The organism is Enterococcus sp. 3G1_DIV0629 (genome assembly GCF_002141285.1).
Taxonomy (GTDB): Bacteria; Bacillota; Bacilli; order Lactobacillales; family Enterococcaceae; genus Enterococcus_B; species Enterococcus_B lactis.
Genome location: NZ_NGLI01000001.1, coordinates 1396937 through 1419518 on the forward strand (window position 1 = coordinate 1396937; position 22582 = coordinate 1419518).

The following is a 22582-nucleotide window of genomic DNA, read 5'->3' on the forward strand; positions in this document are numbered from 1 at the left end:
CGAATACCGAGGGTCAGTTGATTGAACACCGTTTATTCGGAAGAAGGAACTGTAACAAGACTTTTGTTATAGTCCCTTTGTATTTAGTTTTCTACTTCTAATTAAATAGATAGAATTATTATAGATATAAAGGCAGTTTTTTAATATCTGCTTATTCATAACTAGACAACAAGGTTAAAATCTCTAGTGGATGATTGGATTGCATCAACTGTGCCATTTGTTCTGGTTGCTTTTCTAAATAGTGAATAACAGAAAAAATTTTTTTGAACTCTGCATGTTTCAAATCCTTTCTCTTTATTGCTAACAGCAGTACGATACGTATCTGTTCCCCATGCCATAGGATTGGTTCTTTCATTGTTGCAATAGAAATCATCGAATGTTTTACATACAGCGTATTACCGTGAGGAATCGTTACAAATGGTGCCACTCTAGTACTGGCGTGACGGTCTCGTTCCAAGACAGAATCGACGAATTCCGACTCCACATAATGATGTTCTACTAAGACATTCCCCATAAAATTTAAAATATCTACTGGGTCAGTCCATTCAAGCTGAGGAAAGATCAAAAATGGATGAGTAAAGCTTGCTAGATCAAACGTTTTTTTCTTCTTGATAGGTACATGTTCCAGCATATATTTTGTCAAATAGGCCAGATCAGTTTCTGTGATCATTGGTGAAATCTCGATTACTGGAATATTTTCATGTTTAAACGGTAATGTAGCTAAAATAAAATCAACAGGTGGAAAGTCTTCCCTCTCTAGTCCTGGCTTATATTCAATTAAATCTATAATCGTTAATTCCGGAAGTTCTCTGTTCAGCCGCGCTTCAAGAAAAGTAGCCATAGCTTTTGAATATTCACTAACTAAAACGGCTTGGTATCTTCTACTTTTCTGATGTTTGTGTCTCTCGATCGCCGCTTGAAAATGGATCGTTAAATAAGCTGTCTCATCTTGCGGAACATAAAAATTTTCTTTCTCAAAATAATCTTCTAGAATCAACTGTAAAACTAAAAAAAGTTGTGTGTACGTACTAAATACGTTTTTCGTCAATGGATTAGAAATCTGCAATCCATAATGGAGTCGAAAATAGGTCGAAGATAAATGAGACCTTAAGTTTTGTTTCAGTAACTGATCTTCTTTCAATGAATAACCTAAAAACTGCTCCACTTGTACAATCAAATGATCAGTAAGTGTACTAGATTCCTTTTGAAATCGTGTGGCTGCTTGTGAGTTTGTAAAAAGATTGGCGATACGCAAAGCCAGATAATTGATTTCATCAGGAGAAAATTCAATTGGGTAAATAGTGGCTAATTTTGCTAAGATCTGACTACTTAACTGCTGTGCTTGGGTGTGCTCAACGACTTCATTTTCGTCTTTACTTAATTTCACTTTCTGGTACTGTTTCATTCGCTCAAGCATAAAATAGATATGAATCTCCACACTAGCCAGTCCTCCTGGTTGTTCTAGATGATTTTCATAGAAAACTTCTTTTAATGTATGTTGGATGACTTTTAATGTATCTTTGGCAAAAAATTCTTTCAACGACGGACTTTGTGGATTTTCTTTCTGCATATTGCGTAGCGTCTTAACAAGCAGCTGTCTTTTTTCTTGTTCATCGCCTTTAAGAAAAGTGCCAAGTTTTGTTTTGGATACTAGCTGTAAATGATGGTACTCAAAAAAGCTTTTCAGCTCTGTCAATTCTTTACGAATCGTACGTTTTCCAACATATAGTTTTTCCGAAAGCTCTTCAAGACTAAATCCGTCTTTTGCTACTAGCAGATGGAAAATCAATAATTGACGAAGCTGGTTTTTATCCATTTCTGTTTGTGCCTCTTCATTAAGCGCTTGTTTCAATTGTTCCTTTTCGTGAGGCAGACCATTCAACAAGATCCCTGTCCCCTTTTTTCTTTCAATCATCAAAGGCAGCTGTTTGTCTCTGAACCAAGTTTCAATGACATTCAAATCGCTATGAACCGTTCTTTCCGACACATGGAAATGCTCTGCTAGCTTTTTTATTGTGATATAATTATTCGTTTCAATTAATTGGTAAATCAAAGATTGCTGACGCTGATTCATAATAAGCAGAAACTCCCTTCCAAATAAAAAATCGATCATGATAACACATCTATTATGTCTCATCACGGTCGATTTTTCATCTTATGTTATTACATTTCACTTAATAATTGGTGAACCGCTGCTTTATCTGGCGCATCCATCAATGCTTGACGGAAATCATCATCCATCAATTTACGTGAAAGACGTTGCAGTATTTTCAAGTGCATATCTCCTTGGCTGTTTTCAGGTACAGCAATCATAAAGATCATATGTGCAAGTTTTCCATCTAAAGAATGCCACTCTACTCCATCTTGACTTCTGGCAAAAGCCACTGTTGGTTTACGAACATAAGCTGATTTTCCGTGTGGAATAGCGATTCCCATGCCGATTCCCGTCGTACTTTCCTTTTCTCTATCATAGATGACTTCTTTAAACCCGTTTTTATCTGTGATCGCCGCTGTTTTTTCTAAACGTTGGACTAAATCTTCGATTACTCCGTCTTTTGTTGTTGCTGTTTCACCTAGAACGATTGCTTCATCTGACATAATATCCGTGATAGAATCAAAAGTTTCAGTTTTCGTATAAACATCACTTGTTTCAGATTCTGATAAATCCGCTACCGCTACCCCATTTGCTGCAGCAACTGCAGTATGTTCTAATGTTGGTTTCAAGATTCTTAACATTAACACGGTGACAGCAATACCTGCAACCACTGCTACAAAAAACATGGCTACATGATCGACTGCTCCTAAAACTGCTACGATTGGACCGCCATGAGCGACATGATCTGTCACTCCTGAAAGCATTGCGATGACACTTCCTGTCATCGCTCCGACTACAATGCTTGGAATCACTCGTAATGGATCTGTTGAAGCAAACGGAATCGCACCTTCTGTGATCCCGAACAGCCCCATGGCTAAGGATGCCTTACCAGCTTCTCGTTCTGTTTTTGTAAATTTGGTTTTCAATATCAATGATGCCAATCCTAATGCTAACGGAGGGATACAGATAGCTACAGCAATTGGACCCATAATGGAATAATTTCCTTCTGCAATCAAGCCAGATCCGAACAGAAAGGCTACTTTATTGAACGGTCCACCCATATCAAAAGCAATCATTGCTCCTAAGATCATAGCTAAAACAATTTCACTTCCTCCTTGCATCCCTGCTAAAAAGTGAGTCAGCGAACTAAATAAAAGAGCTACTGGTTCTCCAATAACGTAGATAAACACAAAACCAACTGCCAATGATCCTAAAATTGGGATAACAATGATTGGCATAATCGATTGTAAAGCTTTCGGTACTCGTACTTTCTTGATTCCTAAAGCAATGAAACCTGCTAAAAATCCAGTGATGATTCCGCCTAAGAACCCCGCATTCGCATCACTACCATATAATGCGCCATTTGCTGCTAACATCCCACCAACAAATCCAGGAACAAGTCCTGGACGATCTGCAATGCTTTGCGCAATAAATGCAGATAAGATTGGAACCATCAACCCCATAGCAATACTTCCGATACTATTCATCGTTGCCCAAATCGTTCCTTCTGGTATCTTGATTCCTTCAGGTGTCGCTGTTCCGCCCAATGTTAATGAAATTGCGATCAATAATCCTCCTGTAACTACGAATGGCACCATATATGAAACACCATTCATCAAACTCTTATAGATTTTCTTACCTAAATTTTCTGATTCACTTTTATTTTCGGCAGAAATAGTTGTCTCTGTACTTTTATAGATTGGCGCTTTTCCTGCTAAAATCTCTCCTACCAATTCATCTGCATGATGGATTCCTTCTTGCACGCCTACGGTTATCAATGGTTTGCCGCCAAATCGTGATTTATCTATTTTAGTATCCGCTGCGATGATTACACCAGCTGCTTCTTCGATATCTTTTGCAGTCAATTCATTTTCGATACCGATGGAACCATGTGTTTCGACTTTTACCTCGGCGCCAACTGCTTTTCCCGCTTTCTCTAAGTTTTCTGCTGCCATGTATGTATGGGCAATGCCAACTGGACAAGATGTGATTGCAATAATTTTTTTCATTTTTCTACCGCCTTTCTTTCTACACTTACAGTATATAAAAACGGTTTCTTTTTATTAAGCACAAAATGATTCCGTAATAACTGAAATTTTTGGAATAAATAAAAACTTTGACAAGAAAACGATTCTTTTGCTTGGAAAAATAAAAGTGCATTTCTTTTGTGAAAAAAATCACTACGTTATAAACTGATCATATCAAACATAAAGGAGGTTATTTATGAAAAAGAATCGTTTGTTATTGATTATGTTGGTTGGTGGGTTATTCAGTGGATTAATAGGCGGAGGAGTTGCAGATGCTGTTACAGGTACTAGTAATTTAAATATTCAGCCTCGTTCCATCATAGGAACAGATGAACGCATTCAAATCACGGATACAAAAGCTGAACCTTATAATAGTATGGTCTTCGTAGCAGCAGACGGCAATGCGGGTAGCGGCGCAGTTATTGGAAAGAATACCGTATTGACCGCTGCCCATGTTGTAAAGAAGATACTTGAAAATACGAATAAGGACAGTATTTATGTCATTCCTGGAAGAAATGGAGCTAAACTTCCGTACGGTAAATTCAAAATCAAGTCTGTGCATATTCCTCAAAGTTATATTGATCATGCTGGTGTTGATACAGACATAGCAGTAATCACTGTAGATAGTTTGAACAGTAAGAGCATCGGTGAAGTAGTTCCAGTATTGCCTCTTAAGCTATCTAATTCTATTGAAAACGGTGTTAGTTTAACTACTACTGGCTTTCCCGGTGATAAAACATGGGGAACGATGTGGACAGCACAAGGAAAAGTAACAGGACAAACGAATACTAGAGTCTATTATGATATGGACACAAAGGGCGGACAATCCGGCTCCCCAGTCTATAATGAAAAAAATGAGATTATCGCTGTCCATACAACCGGCGGTAGTAAAAATAATTTTGGTACAAAAATAAATGATGAATATTATCAATTTATTTTAGATCATTTATCATAAAAATATGCTAGTTATAATCGAAACAACAAAAATATCAGGCTCTTAACTTCTAAAGGAAAAAAGAGCCTGATATTTTTCTTTTGTTTCAAAAGATTTTCTCAAATACTAATTGCCTTTAAGACAAAAGAAGTTTTTTCTGATATAAGAAAAAGCGGGATTTCAATCTATCTTTAAATAACTGATGATCACTACCTTATTGGATCACTGAAGCAATATACTTTGCATAAGCTGTACGTCCGCTTTCATTCAAATGGGTTTCATCATCATAAAAAAACTCAGGATGGTTTTTGCTTTCACTATACCAATCGATCATCGTTATATTAGAATACTGATTTGGCAATTTAGCTAATGTGGCATTTATCGTATCTTGCCAGCCAGTTGGAGCTTTTATATTTACCCAGTATACTTTTTTATCTTTCAGCAAAGACATGGTTTGTTCTATAGCTTCATCTGTTATCACACCATTGGTTCCTAACCCGATCACTATTTGTTGGTAAGAAACTAAATCTTTATGCTCCTTTAAGATTTCTGGTAACGCAGTGATTTGTCTTGACTCTTTTGCGTCTACCAATGCTTCTTTAGGAAAAGTCTCTTTCAGTTCCTGATACGCCCCCAGCATAACAGAATCACCGATAAATAATATTTTCTTCTCTTGTGACAACTGATTTTCTCCTGCACTTGCTTTACTAGAATTTTCTTTTAATAAACTTTGCAACTGATTTTGGTCAGCGGTCAACCTATTGGCTGGAGCGCGTAATACCAGTACAGAAACTCCAATTATCATTAGTGCCATAGCTGTCCAAATTTTGGGTGATCTCATCTTCTGCACTCCTTTTCTAAAGAAAGTAATCATGAGTAACGTACACAAAAACACAGTGAATAAACCTGCGATATCCAAATATTTCAAATGATAATGTTTGAATAGATTTGTTAGAGCAATCAATACTGGAAAATGCACCAAATAAAGTTCATAACTGATTTTTCCTACAAAAGAAAGTTTTGTACTAGCGATTTTGGTCTTTTTTGCAATGTTCATATCATCGACACTGGCTAACAATAGAGCAAAACAAATACTGATCAGTAGTTCATTTAGTGTATAAGGAAAAATCGGGAACAGGATCAGACAAAGACTGGCTAGTAGTAAAAGCCAGATTTTACTAAAACTATTTTGTTCAAAGAAACGGCCAATAGTTATTCGATTAAAATACCCCCAAACTCCTAATAAAAATGGAAAAAGTTTAGCCACCGTATGATAATACGCCTTAGCTGAAGGTAAAAACAAACTAAAAAGAATAGAAACAAAAATCAATGTATAAATTAAGTAAAACACTTGTTTTCTCCTCATACGTTTAATGACAATAAACAAAAATGGCCAAATCAAATAAAATTGTAGCTCAACGGAAAGCGACCAATAATGTTTAAATAAAGAAGCATTAAAGTAAGAGTCGAAATAAGATACGCCTTGATTCAGCTGCCACCAATTGTTATAGCCAAAAATCAAACTAGGTAGCTCACTACGAATATTTCCTATCAATCGAATGTTGCTGATCCCTAGTATGAAAATGGATACGACCAAAGAAAACAGTAAAAATGGATAAATACGTTTGATACGCTTATAGTAAAAATGTAGAAAACTGAATTGTCTGTTTTTTTCATCTCTTATCGTATTTTTAGCCATTAAAAAACCAGAAACCACAAAAAAGATCGTTACTCCTTGCAATCCGCCTGGTAGCTTACTATTTGGCAAATGATAAAATATCACTGCTAAAACAGCTATGCCTCTAAAACAATCGATTTCCTTTGAATATATTTTTTTCATGTATCATCAACTTCCTTCTCTTCATGGCATTTTTTAATCAAACATATTCTTCCTTATCTATTTTTTCATTTTTCTATTCGTTTACCTTGTTTTGTAAATTAACAGTTAAAAGCATCTAAAATGTATCTTTTCCCTATCAATACTCGTTGAACACAAAAAACATGAACATAAAATATCCGATTAATTATTTGTGCGACAAAAAAAGGTGGTGACAAAGATATGTCACCACCTCAGACTGTAGACAAAAAATTTTCTTTGTTCTACAGTTTTTTTGTTTATTCTCACTTGACTAGCACCACGTATAGCATACTATAGCAATCATCATCCCACTTCTTTGTCTTTTGAAATACTACGTTATTTCTTTTTATTAACGAAAAATAAGAGCACTAAACAGACCAAAATAGTTATGACCCTCAACGCGGGAGTAAACAGCAAGGCTATCATTAAATTAGCAAGTTCTCTGACGATTGAGGAATTTGATTCATATAATGCGAATAAAGGTTCTGCAAATAAATTCACATGTCTATAAACAAATTCTGTAAATAAATATGCAGATAGCCCTAAACCAATTATGGTGATATTTTTTTTAGATTTTGACATTTTTTCTCTCCTATCATAATTTATTCATTTCCTTTTTTATAAAAAATATAGATTGTTTTAAAGTAATAATATGCTATAATTTCAAGAAAATTTACAGAAAATTTGATAACTGATATTATTTACTTTTTGACCACCCTATACATAACTTTTATTTTTGTTTCTTTTTTAGAATCCAATGTGATTAAATAAAAATTTTTACAATAATATGCACATATAAATAATAAGATGATATAATCAACAAGAAAAATGTGAATTTTTTCACTATATTTTATCACATGAAAATTCATTAAGAAAGTAGGCGTCGAAGTATCATGCACACACCAGAAGAAATTATGGAAATCAGTATTCATCTTGGATCAAAAAAAATACAGAAACCTATCTTAGCTAAACTGATTTTAGGGTTTATCGGAGGAGCCATGATTTCTCTAGGTTATTTGGCATACGTACGGGTCTCTGCTTCTATCCCAGAATCTATGGCTAGCTTGACTAGTTTAGTTGGTGCCTCGGTTTTCCCTATCGGTCTGCTGGTCATCCTTCTTGGCGGTGGTGAATTGATCACCGGAAATATGATGGCTGTGGCGATTGCCTTTATGGATAAAAAAGTCACATTCTCACAGCTGGTTAAGAATTGGTCAGTGATTACTTTTGCAAATATTATTGGGGCAATTTTCGTAGCCTACTTCTTTGGACATTTTGTTGGTTTAACTCATTCAGGTGTCTATCTCGACCAAGTGATCCATATTGCTGATCATAAAATCGCTGTTTCTTGGTGGCAAGCATTAGGGTCTGGAATAGGTTGTAATTGGTTTGTTGGTTTAGCGTTATGGTTATCATATGGGGCAAAAGATGCGGCCGGCAAAGTATTAACGATTTGGTTTCCAGTGATGATTTTTGTGGCAATCGGTTTCCAACATAGTGTGGCCAACTGTTTTGTGATACCTGCTGCCATATTTGAAGGTCAAGCGACTTGGTTAGAATTTCTCTCGAATTTTATCCCTGTTTATATTGGAAATATCATTGGCGGAGCTATTTTTGTTTCAGGTTTTTATTACGTTAGTTATAAACATCATTGAAATCCACATAAGATGTTATCCGAATGATTAAGAAGCTTATCAATTTTTATTATTAGAATCTTCTCTAAGCTAAAAAATAGTTTCTTGATCATTCAGATAATAATCCATACAGTATTTATTTATCTCCTCCCTTTTCCTCGCCACTAACTATTTCTTAGAAAAAGATACCAATAAAATTTCTATTCTAAAGTTTGCTTATGTGCTTTAACTCGCCAAGCACTTTCTATGTCTGCTATCCCACCCCCGATATAAACTGTATCAGTATCTACTTCAGAAATATAAAATTCCCTTTTATCCGTTGTTCCATAAATGCTTATCTTTCCATTTTCATTTTCATAATTATAGATGCTATAAATTGTTTCCTCTTCCTTGTTTTCTGTCTTCTTCTTTTTTACTTTGATCTGGTCACTTGTAATCTCGATATGGAATCTAGTATCTTCTTCATGATAAAACCAATGTCCTGACAGGCTATCTGCTCTGTCTAACTGTTTTTGTGTAAGAGATATTTTTTTAGGTATACTTGTTTGACCTTCTGTAGTAGCTGTACAGCCACTCAATATAGTGATACAACCAATTAACAGAACATAAAATATTTTTATCATTATTATAGAACCTACTCTCTTTTCTTAAGATAGAATCATGACTTTTAAAATGGTGATCGTCCTCTTCTGATATTACAGATACTGCTAATTTTTTTACTTAATAATATGCGAAAAAGAAAAGCAATAACCAAAATAAATAGTTACAGGCTTATTTTAATTTATTATATTTAACGATTAACTAATAATTTTTAAATGATATTATTTTACAAAGTACGTTTAGAGATAGCTTTTGTCTATTGATTATTCAAAACAAGTGATTCAATAAAGCAACAGATTCTATCCGTTTTTATTATATGTATTATTCAAATTAGTTATATCGAGTGAAAAAAACTTTTAAATTGATTCTTTTTATTTATCATAAAGATATAGATACATAATCATTTTCGCTTACATATATTTGAATATGAACTAAAAACAGCAAGAAAGAAGATGATCAAATGTATTATGTAGAAGTAAAAACAAAAGGTGTCAAAAATAAACAATATGTGAAAGGCATGAGTAATGAGTATCCTTTACTTGGTTCATGGAAAGAAGCTGCTCCTTTTTCCAAACCATGTGCCATAAAAATAAAGAACGAGCTGGAAAAAGAACTGACTTGCGGCAAAGCAGTTGTAGAGATTATCGAAAAGTAACAGTGCAAAAACTAATGTATGACTTATTCCAACACTTTAAGCCGTATAGAAAGGAAGCAAAATATGGATTATACTGTTGAGTTTGACAGTGAACTATTGGAACAATTTCCGCAAGAGGTACATCTCGCATACAAAAAAACTATTTCTAAAAAAATCATAGAGCATTTAGACCATAATTTTTTTCGTATAAAACCAGTACGAACACGCTCGGCAAAGGGAATATACGAAATGAAAGTCAATATTGATAAAAAAAATTATCGTATAGCATTTACTTTTAAAAAAAATCATGTATTCATTTTTTATATTAGTTCAAATTTACAAAAAATAGTATTTGATAAAGAAGTAAATAAACAAATAAAATAGACGAGGATTGGAGGATGGATTGAATGATACTTGAATCTATCCTCCAATTTTTTCTTTTTACGTTATACATAGTATTTGTCATTACCAAAAAGTCCCTCTTATCTTCTAGTATCCTTTATATAAGAAACAGCATCCATTTCTTTTACTTGAACAAATCCTACTGATTCATAAAATTTTTTTGTTTTCTCAGTATCATCTGTCAATAATTCGATTTGGACTGGTCCATAACTAGTGATCTTCTCCAAAGCTTCATTCAAAAGCGCTTTGCCTATTCCTTGGCGCTGGTACCTCGGATGAATGAGGATATCTTGAATAAATGCGATTGTCGCACAATCAGTGATCCAACGAACAACTCCGATAATCTTCCCTTCCCCATTACGCTTTATCAGAGATTCAGATTGTTCAAATGCTCTAGCTAACCTTGCAGTGTCTTTTGTGTAATTCGTCCAACCAACGCTCTTATATAATTCAGAAATCTCATCGATCATAAGGGAATCAACATTCATTTTTTTCTTCCTTTCTTATACAATTCTCCCTCTAATAATACAATTCTTTGATTATTTAGCAAACCGTATCCACCTTCTCCATTAAATAAAAAAACAGCGATCACTCTTATCAAGTGGTGATCGCTGTCTCTTTTACTTATCGTTCTGCTTGTGTTTTTCTAAACCAAATCAATCCAAACAGACTTAGTATAATCATGAAGCTAGCGCTGATCAATGTATACAATCGAAAATTGCTTCCTGTATTTGGGAATATCGAGGCAATTTGAGTATCATCTGGTCCTAATACGTAAGTATCTGCTGAAGAAGGCTCACCATCGTAAACATCAAAGAAGTTTGTTCCGGCTGGTTTTTCTACCGTGCCACCATCAGCTACAGACAAATTCCGCCATTTCAGTGTATCAGTAGTGTTCGGCAACTCAGCTTTCAGGTCGAATCCTTTATCAAACGTGATCTGTTTAAGATTAGTCATATCAGCGAACATCTCTGAATGATCGGTGGCCTTAGCTGTATTCCATCCCGTCAAATCTAAGTTGGAAAGGCCGGATGAAGCGAATGCTCCACCCATATTCGTCACTTGATCCACATCCCAATTCTTTATATTCAGATCAGTAAGATTGATAGTGCCTTGGAATATAGTTTTCATGTTTTCAACATTCGATACCTCCCAAGTAGATAGATCTAATGATGTCAGTTGTGGACTGTTCTCAAACATGCCTGCCATATTTGTTACGCCAGAGACATCTAATCGATCCATGTTTTGAATTCCTTTTACAGCTGGAAGATCTGAGAACAATAAGGACGAATCCGCCCCCGCCTTGACATTGCCTTCAAAAATAATCCCAGTAATCGTCTCCTTAAAATCAGCCCATGGCGATTTTCCATTAGTATCCGCAAATGTTCCGCTACCGATATGCAAAATGCCTTCTGGATCGATATACCATTTCACATCTCCGAAAATACCTTTTCCTGATACGAAACTTCTTGCACCAGTAACCGGGTCCGTTATAAGGTTATAAAATACTGGTTTAATATTGATATGGCCTTGACTAATTCCATCAAGCGTGATTTGTACGGGAATCAAATCAGGATTTGTTGTAGGATCGTAGTCAAACGCCGCCAATCCATCTCCTGCAAAAACTATCGGATATTTTTTCAGATCATCGAATTTCCAAGGATCTTGTACCTCATAGGAAACAGTACCTCCAACCTTTCCTAATACTGTTTTATCTGTAACCAATGGTTGAGGATTTCCATAATAGTCTAATATTTGGTAATCGACATTTGCTTGCTTCAGCAAAAAGTAAGTATCCGCAGGTGATACTGTACTGTCGTATGCAGTAATCATTTGATCACCAGCCGGATTTTCCTCGGTCCCGTTCCCGATATTTTGCCACACTCCCTCATCTTGTGTATTCGGCAAATCCATACTCTTATTAGGAGAACTAGCAGTGATTTCAATATTGGAAGTTTCCAGTCCTTTTCCTATTATTAATTTACTAAGATTGGTCATACCCGTTAACATGTTACTAATATCTTTTAAGTTGGGTGTGTCGGTAAAGGAAAGATTCAATTCTGTCAATGTTGAATCACCAAAAAACATTACACTCGTTGTTTCCACAGATTGTGTTTCCCAAGTTCCTAAGTTGATTTTTTCTAATTTCGGCATGAAGCCCATCATTCCACTCATATCTGTCACATTCGAAGTATCCCAAGTGCCTAAATCAAGTGTTTTTAAGGCGGACTGAATAAACATAGATTGCATATTTTTAACATTGTGAGTATCAAAACCTGAAATATCTAGATCCTCAATATTTTGAACAAATGCGAACATTCTGCTCATATCTGTCACATTTGAAGTATCCCAAGTACTTAAGTCAAGTATTTCAAGAGAGGATAAATTTTCAAACATGCTGGACATATTTGTTACATTGCTCGTATCCCAACTAGACAAATCCAAAGATTTTAATTTATAATCTCGAGAGAACATAGATTGCATATCTGTCACTGCCGAGACATCCATATTGTCCAGTCCTGTGATACTTGTTACATTTATAAACTCATAAAATAGTTTATAAGCATAGGGATCAAAGAGTTTTATCTTACCCTCGATTTCAATTGAGGTGATTGTATCCTTGTATCCCTGCCAACCACCAATACCATAAATACCAGGACCCAAATGTAAAGCATTATTCCTATCAATATACCATTTTACTTCTCCGTTTATTCCCTTGGCTTTTACTTCTTGCAGTTGGATTATTTGATCATCTGATGAGTCTAGCGCTAGCGCTAGCGTTAACGAAACAGGATCGTGGCTGTATGCAGCTAGCTTGTTTTCAGCTGTAGCGGTAAAAACGTATAGTTTATCTTTTAATTCAGGTGATTTCCAAGGATCGAGCACATTATAATTGATCTTATCTCCTACTGCTCCTGTAACAGTTTCGCTGGCAATTTCCGTCCCTGTCACTGCGTCGACATATTTTATCACAGCATCCGTTTTGACATTGGCAAGAACATAGGTGTCAGGCTTGCTGACCGCGCTGTCGTATAAACCGATATAGGTCGTTCCTAATGGTGCCTCTACAGAACCGTCAGCGACGCTTTGCCATTGGATTGTAGTAGTATCATTTGGTAAATCAACTTGTCCTACCGGGTTAGATGTTGCTTGAGATGTCACAAAACCAGAACCAAAAGTGATTTTTTGTAATGCCGACATTCCAGATAGCATCTGATCCATGTTAGTTACATTACTCGTGTTCCAATTAGTAAAATCTAGACTATTCAAAGCAGAAGCTCCATTGAACATCTCGCTCATGTTATTCACATTACCTGTATTCCAATTGCTCAAGCCACCTATTTCCTTTAGAGATTTCATATCAGCAAACATTCGCTTGGCATTCCCGATATTTTTCACGTCAAGTTTATCTAATCCTTTGATAGACACTACATTGCTCAATCCATCGAACAAACTTCGAGAATCTGTTGCTGCTGTAACATTGCCTTCAAAAATAATATTTTTGATATTGGAACTATTGGCTTGCCATGGAGATGTGCCGCTTGAATCAGCGAAGGTGCCTGAGCCAATGTGTAAAGTACCAGCTTCATCCATGTACCACTTCACAGTGCCGAAAATCCCTTTGGCTATTACGGGTTGTAATGAAATAGGTTTGTCATCTGTTGTATCACTTGATAAAGTAACAGAGAGATTTGGAGGACTGAAAGCAGACATAGGATCATCATTTCTGATTGCAAATACATAAGGTTGTCCTTTCAATTCTGCTGATGTCCATGGATCAAGAACTGTTACTTGTTTGACTTGACCCACTGTGCCGGAAATTGTTTGTGTTGTCAATGGAGTAGTGCTATCCGTAGGAAGGTACTTGATGTCAGCTGTTACTGGTAAAGTTGGATTGACGATGACATAGGTTCCATTTGTCGACGTACCAGATACATATTTACCAGAACTCAATTGCTTTGTTAAATCGATATTACCTGTGTCACTAAGGTAATACCAATTATATCCCGTCTGGACGGGCAAACTGACCGTAAGGTTCATATTTGGACCAAAAATAACCTTTGTTAGTTTTGATGGTCCTGTATTGGCTGATCGATAGAACATATTAGTAGTAATCACCTTAGCTGTTGTCCAGTTTGAGAAATCCAAAGATTGTACTCCCGAGTCAGCGAACATAAATGAAAAGTCCGCTACCTTTTCCGGCACCCAGTTTTTTACGTCTAGTTGAGTTAAATTGGTTGTCCCTCCGAACATCGAATTCATATTCGTCACATTGTTGACTTTCCAATTAGAAACCTCTAAGGATGTCAATGAGTTATTTAGATAAAACATCCACTGCATATTTTGTACATTATCTACTTTCCAACTAGAAACATCTAGGGATATTAATGACCTATCATTCCAAAACATTCTCGACATATCTGTTACTTTAGAAACATCTAGCTTGCCCAACCCTTCGATTGTTTGAAGATTCGTTAACTGCTGAAATAATCCTGAAGATAGGGAATCAGCAGTAACGTTACCATCAAAAATAATTTTTTTTACTTTGGAAGCATAAGTGGTAGTAGTCCAAGGTGCTGAATTACCTGTGCCAGTTGTTGCACTGAAAACTCCTGCCCCTATATGCAATGTTCCATCATCAGTTAAAGACCACGGTGCTGTCCCAAATGTACCAGTTACCGTAGCATCCAAGGCAGTAATAGTGATTTCATACCCTGCAGGGACTTTAGGAGTCACAGCTGTTTTGATTGCGTCTACCTGTTTACTTAACTGCGAAGTGAGATCAACGATAATTTTTTTATCTTCGATAGTCACCGATACTCCCGTTGTATCTCCAAACCCAGCAATCACAGATACCAACTCTCTTTTAAGCTGGTCAGGACCAACGTCTGATGATTGACTTGTCTCAATTGAGTCAGCTGTTTCTGTTGATTCCGTAGATTCAGATTGCTTAGATGAAGAGGATGCTTGTGTTGATGCTTCTTTCATCGTACTCGTTACTGTAGAAGAACCTGTTGTATCTGGCTTTTCTACTGTAGAGGCTGTTGTTGTAGTTGTAGATGTTTGAGCTGCTACTTGATAAACAGGAGCAAGAGAAGCAGTCGCTATTTGGAATATCAGGATCAGAGCTGCTACGCCTTGTAAATAAGAAGAATCTTTTAGCTGTTTGTTTTTCTTATTATTCTTTAGCTGAGGGTATCCGAAAGTAGTTGGTTGTTTCTTTTTATTCATACTTTTCCCCTCCCTAAATATTTTCTTAAAATAACTAGTCCACCCATCAATGCACTTAAGAATCCTCCTAAGGCAAAGAAGATAGACAAAAGCGAAATTGACCAAACACTTCCGCTTGTTTGCATAATAACTGTTTGTTTCTTATCACTTGCTCCTACATTTACTCCTGAATTTACACCTGATCCATTTGAATCATTTATGCCTGGATGATTCGTCTGGCTATTTCCTGAAATATCTGACAGACCTGACTTTGGTTCATAGATAAAATCATCTGATACTTGCCCTGTCGCATCCGTAAACGGCAATGTAAAAACGACTGGATCTGCGGTCGTATCTACACCATATCCTTTTAATTCTTCTAACAGATAAGTACCGTCAGTTAATTTAGCTGCATCATCATAGACAACTTGTCCATTGTCATCTGTAACTAGTTCAGTAGTGAACCCCTGCTCACCAGAAGCAATCGTGTATGTGGTAGGATCTGTCGCAACGATTGTTTTCCCTTCAACAGGTAAAATACGGGTCAATAGATAATGTACCCCTGCAAGAGGACTCGTTGTTTGCGTTACTGTAGCAGAAGAACTAACAGATGTTCGCTTGATAATGGTTACTGAAGGACTTGGTTGATTCAACACATCCGCAGTAACTGTATGACCGAGTACAAGACAAGCGAGGCTAACAATCAGCACACTAAATAATCGTACTTTATGCCTCATGTAAATTCCTCCTTCCTCATGCGAAAAGGGGTACCTCGTATAGGAGGTACTCTTTTTTCGCTTGTGACTGCTAGTTATTATCCTGTTCTTTACTATGATACATGTAAAGTACACTACCGCCAGTAACAATCAAAACACTAGCTGTGACTAAAAGGATCAAACGAGCATCATCCCCAGTCATTGGTAAGTTAGGAACCCATTTGTTGTCTTTATTGACAACTGCTGCATCAACATCCGTATCATTTTTTGCTGTTACCAAATGTACTGTTCCATCAAGAGCATAACCTGTTGGTGCTGACGTTTCGACCAAGTAGTAATTTTGTTCTCCTGATTCTGGGTCAACTTTCAAACCAGTGAATTCTGCTTTACCTTCGGCGTCTGTCGTTAAAGTAACGACTTCGCCATCTGCATCCGTTACCCAGTTTTCTGCTTTCACATCTTCTTCACTTGCAGCAAGCCTAAAGACAGCATTGGCTAGAGGTGTACCTGCTTCATCTGTTTTCAAAACATCCACATTCCCCATTTTTACTTCAGGGGTATTTTCACCCGGGTTTTTTGGATCAGGTAATGTTGGCATTTGATCATTTGGATTAGGATCTGGTGTTGGATTCGTCGTTTCTGGTGTTTTTTCACCAGTTGGTCCTACATACAATGTATCAAAACTGTTTAAGATAAGCCCTTCTGTTTTATCCTCCAAAACTTTTGTCACCACTTGGAATGATACTTTATCATACCCAGCAACTTTTTCCATTCCGGATTTAGTCAATTCGATTTTGACAGTGTAATAATCATCCAAACCATCTGAAGCTTCTTCTGTGGCAGTGAAGTCAGTGCCGTTCACTAAATCAACTGCGCCCACCGTACCAGTAGCTTTACCAGTGATAGCACCAAAATCTGGTGCACCTAATGATTTCGTATCGATTGGATCCATTAATTGCAATTTTTCTGCGTAGATGGCCGCTGTATCTACTGTTGTAGGAGTATAGATGTCTGCTGGGACATCCACACTTAAATCCCAAGTGACAGACTCACCTGCTTTGATAGATACTGCTGATGTTGTCCCATCTGTATCCACAAGTGATTTCACTGGATTCAAATGGACTTCTTCTGTATCATTTTTTGGATAAACATTAACATCATATAATAGCGAATTATCTGAGCTAGTTGCTCCTTGGACCGTTAATGGAACAGCCACAACAAATGGCACTGTTGGTGTTTTTACAGAGGCTGATGATAATTCAGTTACCAAGTAAAACCCATCATTAGTAGTTCCGGCTCCAAGATCAAAGGTCAATTCGCCGTCCGCATTTGTCACTTGTGTTTTTTCTGGGAATGCAGAATCTACATCGTAGGTCGTTGCATCATCTGCTTTGATCGTTGAACTAGTAGCTCCAGCTTTAGGCGTGACACGAACCACTTTAAATGGGACATTTGCTAATGGTTTGTGGGCTGTTGTATCAATGGATGCTTCAAAGGCCCCATTGTCAGCTACTGGCGTTCCAGCATCCGTTGCATTGCTATATTTATGGATCGTTATACTTCGTGTGCTGCTATCATCAGAAACAACTGTCGCCGAAACGAACTGATTTCCCTCGTCTTCAACAAACAATACAGCACCAGCTACGCTAGCTGTACCTAATAATGTTCCGCAAACTAATAACGTACTCAGCCATTTGCGAGATTTTTTGACTGACTTATTTTTCATATTCATTTCCTCCTTGAGTGTATTTTCTGAATAGCATTTGACTTTCCAACCCTAAGATCAACAGATAAAGCAATATCCTAATTTTTCCGGACAAAATTGATTCCTTGTACAGCTAGAAATAGACTTGCTAAGACGACAATTAATATCAATGGAACGGTCGGCCGTTTCATTTGGATACTAAGAGCTAACTGCTCACTCATCCAGCTTGACTCCTTCTTCAGTTTTGTTTCTTTCTTGCTAATTCCAAGTTTTGTTTGCTGAGCAGTACTAAGATTGGTAATCGTCATCGTTTTTTGCAAGATTCCTTGAACAACTCGCCGATAGTTCGTTCCTGTTCCACCTTCACAGCGGATCAAAGTCACAAGTGTCTCATCATTCAAAGGTTGTTCCAAAACGTCAGTTTGCGTTTCCTGAATGATTTTATTCACTGTAACTTGATAGATCCAAACATTCGTAAAATCAGTTAGATAGATTTCTGTTCCTTTCTTCACATTTTTAATTCGGTGAAGTAAGACATCCGCATCTGAAAAATTATGACTAGCCAAAACGACATTTCCTTCACCTAAATGGCGTTCTGGAAAATACATCGTCGCTCCGGTAGACAGATTGAGTTCGGTGATTTCATTTAAAATAGGTAAATCTAAGTTCTCTGAAGGAATGGCGATACGACCAATCCCTGCTTGTCCCATTATCTCAGCCCGTTTTTTTCGGGCTTGTACGAGCACTTGCATACCCGCATCCGTGATTTTTTCACGTTGATCGTTTGTTTGTGGGGAAGACTTTGGTAAATTTTTTTCTGCTTGTTGTTGACCTTCTACTAAAGAAACTGTCGTATCTGGAGTCTTCAATAATTGATTGTATCCTTCGTAAATCCATAGTGTCAGAGAAAAAATCACTAGGACAGGAAGAAAGAAATAAAGGACAAGTCGTTTAATCATAATCATTCACATCTTCAATCGATTTCTCTTTTTTTACGTTTATCTCGAAAATAACGATACAGCATCCATAATAAAAGCAAGAGTAGGAACAGCAACAGCACTGTAATCCAAATCATATCCAACGACCATATCGTACGATGGGCAATTTTGACTTTTTTAGCATCTTTGATTGGAATCCGCTTACCATATACCACTAAACGGTGACTGTTGACAAACAAGGGTGTACAGGTCATCAATGCCGCAATATCTTTATCTTTCTGGACATAAAAAGCCTTGATTGCCTCTTTATCATTCGGATCGATCACTTTTTGATCATAGACTTGGTAAGCTAAGCGCTTACCAAAAGCGTTAACATAAAAGATATCGCCATTATTCAAATAACGAATATTATCGAATAAAATCTGATTAGCTAACCCTGAATGTCCTGTGATACCGCTAAGCGTGTTCTTTCCGCCAATTGGCAAACTTGTCCATGGTAAAGTTCCTATTCCTCGATTAAGGACCCAATCAGAATCGCCAAAATAAATCACCATATTTTTTAGCTTGATGCTAGGAATATCGATATATCCAATTGGCAATTTCAAGTTTTTTTGAATCTCCGTGATCTTGATTGTTTCAGTGGACTCTTCTTTTTGTTGATGATAAATCATCTCGTTGTATTTTTTGATTAATGTAAGTTGAGCGTCCTCTACAGGTAGTTGCTGCTCGTATTTTGTCATCATATCTTTACGGTGAGCGAGATTTACCATATCAAAAATGATTGGCGCTAATAACAGTAAAACGCCTAAAAGGATAACACTGCTGAATAACGTATAGATTATCCTGCGTTTCTGCTTTTTTCTGTCCACGTTTCGTTTCACAGACCGTCATCCCCCCTCTAGTTATCTTTGTTGATTGCTGTAAGGAAAAACGATTTATAGAGCTATTCCTTTTTGTATCTATATCCTTTTCCAGATATGTTGAAATTTTTTATTTTTAAAATTTCAATAGTCAGAATAATCAGCTTTTTCGCTTTTCCAACTCTAATTTTATACCTAGGCCCAAATAAAAAATGGTATGTTTATTCATAAAATTACCTTATATTTTATGTTTTAAAAAATATAAGGTAATTTTGATTTTCATTTGATAACTAATATAAATATAGATGTGCTTAGTCTTTATCCCGTTCTAACGACAAAACTATTTTTTTGTCATGTAAAAATACACAATACTTCTTTTATTCAAACAAGACATATGTTCTTCAACCTATTGATACCAACGTTTGGCTTTCTTATATAGATTCTTTCTTTTTTGTTTTTTGTATATTGATAAAAATTATTCATAAAAATAGATAAAGCATAAAGTCATATAGATTCTTATACTTTGTTAAATAGGCACGAAACAATTCATTTTCTTTTTTATTATATAAGAAGATTAAAATTACACACACATACACTAATTAAATAAATATACATTATCACCGTTGCATTTGATAAAAAGAACTCATCCATTTTATTTATGATTTATTTATTGGACACCAAAAAAGAGCTGTCCTCATAAACAGCTCCTTTAAAATTCTCTTATTTTTTTCTTGACCTTATCAGTTGAAAACTTCTATTGCCCATAGTATGCATGCTTTCCATGTTTTCGAAAATAATGTTTATCTAGCAAATATTGTGGGATTTCACATATATTTGGGTTGATCAACTCGTTTTCTTTAGCCATCAAACAAATTTCATCTAAAATCAGGCTATTTTCTACTGCTTCTATAGGTGAGTGCCCCCAAGTGAATGGTCCATGTCCATAGACAAGTACTCCAGGGACTTCGTTTGGCTCTAATTTTCTTTCCTTAAACGTCTCGACAATCACATTCCCTGTATGAACTTCGTAAGCTTCTTTTACTTCTTCTTTCGTCAATTGGCGTGTACAAGGAATCTTTCCATAAAAAGCATCAGCATGGGTCGTGCCATAAGCTGGCAAATCTCGGCCTGCTTGCGCCCACATGACAGAGTGAGTAGAATGAGTATGAGTAACAGCAGTTACATCTTCAAAAGCTTTGTATAAAACAACATGGGTAGGCAGATCTGAAGATGGTTTCAAGCTGTCTTCTTCTATCATATTCCCTGACAAATCTGTTACAACCATTTGGTCTGCTTGCATGCGTTCATATCTGACACCGCTTGGCTTAATAACGATGACTCCTAATTCACGGTCCACTTCACTCACATTGCCCCAAGTCAATTTGACTAATCCGTATCGCGGCAATGCCAGATTTGCTTCAAAGACACGTTGCTTCATTGCTGCAATTTTTTCTTCACAAGACATCATAGCCAGCCTCCTTCAATTTAGAACTTAAGTAGTCTTTTGCCTGCTGGATTTCTCTTCGAAAGTCTTGACTTTTTTCACTCCACATTTCGATCAGGAATGTTCCATCATAATCTAGACGTTTCAAATGTCTCAATAATCCAAGAAAATCAACGCATCCGTTACCAAAAGGAACATCACGAAACTGTCCTGAATATTCTTTTGTTACAGGATACGTGTCTTTTAAGTGGATAGCAGTGATATAATCGATCCCTTTCTCAAGTTCTCGAGCCGGATTATTTTCCGGCCATGCGGACAAATTGCCTAGGTCTGGATATACTTGTAGAAAAGGGGAATGAATCTGTTCTTTGATTTCTAAAAATTTTGAAATGGAGTTCATAAATGGATCATCCATGATTTCCACGGAAAGAATGATGCCATATTTAGAAGCTTCCTTTACGCTTTCTTTTATTCCTTCGATAAAGTCTTCTCTGGAATTCATTGATTTCTCTTCATAATAAACGTCGTATCCAGCTATTTGGATTACTTTGACGCTTAGATTATGCGCCAAATGGATTGCTTTTTTCATTAGTTGTTTCGCTGCTTTTTTCTTTTCTGGATCAGCAGAACCAAACGGAAATCGCCGATGCGCACTTAAACAAATCGAATGGATACGTACTCCAGAGCTAAACATCTCTTCTCTCAGCTCAGCCATCTTTTCTTCAGACCAATCTAATCGTGCTAACCGCTCATCCGTCTCATCAATCGACATCTCGATAAAATCGAAGTCCATTTCTTTTACAAGGGAAAAACGTTCTTTCCATGAAATATCTTTGGGTAATGCTTTTTCATAAATCCCAATTTGAGCCATTTCCTTACCCCCAGATACGAATAATCTCATCTTTGAAACATTGTGCAGCCTTCATTGGATCTTCTGCTGCTGTAATCCCCCGACCCGCGATAAAGGTATACACGTCGATTCCTTCAAACAATTGTAATGTGTTTGGATTTAATCCACCAGTTACAGAAACATTGAAGCCTAGTTCATTCAGTTTGCTGACCTTCGACAAATCTTTTTCACCCCAAGCTTCACCAGATAAGAGCGCATCACGGCTTTGGTGGTAGATTACCTGTCGGATTCCGATGTTATACCAATCCTTGGCTTGCTCAAAAGTCCAATTGCCATAGAGTTCTACTTGTAATTCGCCTATCTCTTTTTGTGCTGCCTTCATCGTTGGCATTGTTGCACAGCAAATGACTGTCATCCAATCTGCTCCTGCATTAGCCACATTTCTTGCTACTGTTCCTCCAGCATCTGCACATTTTGTATCAGCGACCAGTTTTTTGTCTGGAAATATACTGTGAATACAGCGAATCGCTTTTTGTCCTTCCTGTAAGCAAAGGATCGTTCCCACTTCAATAATATCTACTACATCACCGACTTTCATAACATCGCCTAATGCATGTTCTAAATCATTGTGATCTAACGCAATTTGTAGATTCGGCCTGCTCATCTTGGTTCCT

At 36.6% G+C, this 22582-nt stretch carries 18 protein-coding genes; 4 read left to right on the top strand and 14 right to left on the bottom strand.

Annotated elements, in window-relative coordinates:
* Positions 1–151: 151 nt before the first annotated feature.
* Positions 152–2074: a BglG family transcription antiterminator gene (locus A5816_RS07060; protein WP_086311013.1), complete on the bottom strand. Its 1923-nt coding sequence runs from the start codon at positions 2072–2074 to the stop codon at positions 152–154.
* 89 nt (positions 2075–2163) lie between these two features.
* Entirely contained in the window at positions 2164–4104 is a 1941-nt protein-coding gene (locus A5816_RS07065; RefSeq protein WP_086311014.1) for a PTS fructose transporter subunit IIABC, read from the bottom strand.
* A gap of 214 nt (positions 4105–4318) precedes the next feature.
* Here A5816_RS07065 and A5816_RS07070 point away from each other — a divergent pair, with 214 nt between their 5' ends.
* Positions 4319–5077 carry a serine protease gene (locus A5816_RS07070; protein ID WP_002372955.1) on the top strand — a complete coding sequence of 253 codons (759 nt, stop codon included), beginning with the start codon at positions 4319–4321 and terminating at the stop codon, positions 5075–5077.
* Positions 5078–5270: 193 nt separating this feature from the next.
* Here the strand turns inward: A5816_RS07070 and A5816_RS07075 are convergent, their stop codons facing one another.
* Together A5816_RS07075 and A5816_RS07080 are read right to left on the bottom strand one after the other, a co-directional pair.
* Positions 5271–6896: an acyltransferase family protein gene (locus A5816_RS07075; RefSeq protein ID WP_086311015.1), complete on the bottom strand. Its 1626-nt coding sequence runs from the start codon at positions 6894–6896 to the stop codon at positions 5271–5273.
* A gap of 354 nt (positions 6897–7250) precedes the next feature.
* A complete protein-coding gene (locus A5816_RS07080; RefSeq protein ID WP_086311016.1) occupies positions 7251–7496 on the bottom strand; it encodes a hypothetical protein in 246 nt (81 codons plus the stop codon).
* A gap of 311 nt (positions 7497–7807) precedes the next feature.
* On the opposite strand from A5816_RS07080, the gene A5816_RS07085 reads away from it, so the two are divergent.
* Positions 7808–8569, top strand: a complete 762-nt coding sequence (locus tag A5816_RS07085; protein ID WP_070770671.1) for a formate/nitrite transporter family protein — start codon at positions 7808–7810, stop codon at positions 8567–8569.
* 179 nt (positions 8570–8748) lie between these two features.
* Here the strand turns inward: A5816_RS07085 and A5816_RS07090 are convergent, their stop codons facing one another.
* On the bottom strand, positions 8749–9171 hold the full coding sequence (locus A5816_RS07090) for a hypothetical protein (RefSeq protein WP_086311017.1): 423 nt from the start codon (positions 9169–9171) through the stop codon (positions 8749–8751).
* A gap of 437 nt (positions 9172–9608) precedes the next feature.
* On the opposite strand from A5816_RS07090, the gene A5816_RS07095 reads away from it, so the two are divergent.
* Complete coding sequence (locus A5816_RS07095) at positions 9609–9803, top strand: hypothetical protein (protein WP_002372947.1); 195 nt, start codon at positions 9609–9611, stop codon at positions 9801–9803.
* 63 nt (positions 9804–9866) lie between these two features.
* Positions 9867–10166 (top strand): hypothetical protein, encoded by a 300-nt coding sequence (locus A5816_RS07100; protein ID WP_086311018.1) that lies wholly within the window; start codon positions 9867–9869, stop codon positions 10164–10166.
* Between the two features lie 98 nt (positions 10167–10264).
* On the opposite strand, the gene A5816_RS07105 is transcribed toward A5816_RS07100, so the two are convergent.
* The 9 genes from A5816_RS07105 to A5816_RS07145 all read right to left on the bottom strand — a co-directional run bounded on the left by A5816_RS07105 (position 10265) and on the right by A5816_RS07145 (position 22572).
* Positions 10265–10672 (bottom strand): GNAT family N-acetyltransferase, encoded by a 408-nt coding sequence (locus A5816_RS07105; RefSeq protein WP_086311019.1) that lies wholly within the window; start codon positions 10670–10672, stop codon positions 10265–10267.
* 136 nt (positions 10673–10808) lie between these two features.
* Complete coding sequence (locus A5816_RS07110; protein WP_086311020.1) at positions 10809–15416, bottom strand: BspA family leucine-rich repeat surface protein; 4608 nt, start codon at positions 15414–15416, stop codon at positions 10809–10811.
* Positions 15413–16132: a prealbumin-like fold domain-containing protein gene (locus A5816_RS07115; RefSeq protein ID WP_086311021.1), complete on the bottom strand. Its 720-nt coding sequence runs from the start codon at positions 16130–16132 to the stop codon at positions 15413–15415. Before A5816_RS07115 ends, A5816_RS07110 begins: the two co-directional genes overlap by 4 nt.
* Positions 16133–16202: 70 nt before the next feature.
* Positions 16203–17837: a SpaH/EbpB family LPXTG-anchored major pilin gene (locus A5816_RS07120; RefSeq protein ID WP_086311022.1), complete on the bottom strand. Its 1635-nt coding sequence runs from the start codon at positions 17835–17837 to the stop codon at positions 16203–16205.
* Between the two features lie 77 nt (positions 17838–17914).
* Complete coding sequence (locus tag A5816_RS07125; protein ID WP_086311023.1) at positions 17915–18781, bottom strand: class A sortase; 867 nt, start codon at positions 18779–18781, stop codon at positions 17915–17917.
* Between the two features lie 8 nt (positions 18782–18789).
* Entirely contained in the window at positions 18790–19635 is an 846-nt protein-coding gene (locus tag A5816_RS07130; protein ID WP_086311024.1) for a class C sortase, read from the bottom strand.
* A 733-nt stretch (positions 19636–20368) separates the two neighbouring features.
* Complete coding sequence (locus A5816_RS07135) at positions 20369–21079, bottom strand: L-ribulose-5-phosphate 4-epimerase (RefSeq protein ID WP_086311176.1); 711 nt, start codon at positions 21077–21079, stop codon at positions 20369–20371.
* Positions 21069–21929, bottom strand: a complete 861-nt coding sequence (locus A5816_RS07140; protein WP_086311025.1) for an L-ribulose-5-phosphate 3-epimerase — start codon at positions 21927–21929, stop codon at positions 21069–21071. The genes A5816_RS07135 and A5816_RS07140 overlap by 11 nt, the downstream gene beginning before the upstream one ends.
* Positions 21930–21933: 4 nt before the next feature.
* Complete coding sequence (locus tag A5816_RS07145; protein WP_086311026.1) at positions 21934–22572, bottom strand: 3-keto-L-gulonate-6-phosphate decarboxylase UlaD; 639 nt, start codon at positions 22570–22572, stop codon at positions 21934–21936.
* Positions 22573–22582 lie beyond the last annotated feature (10 nt).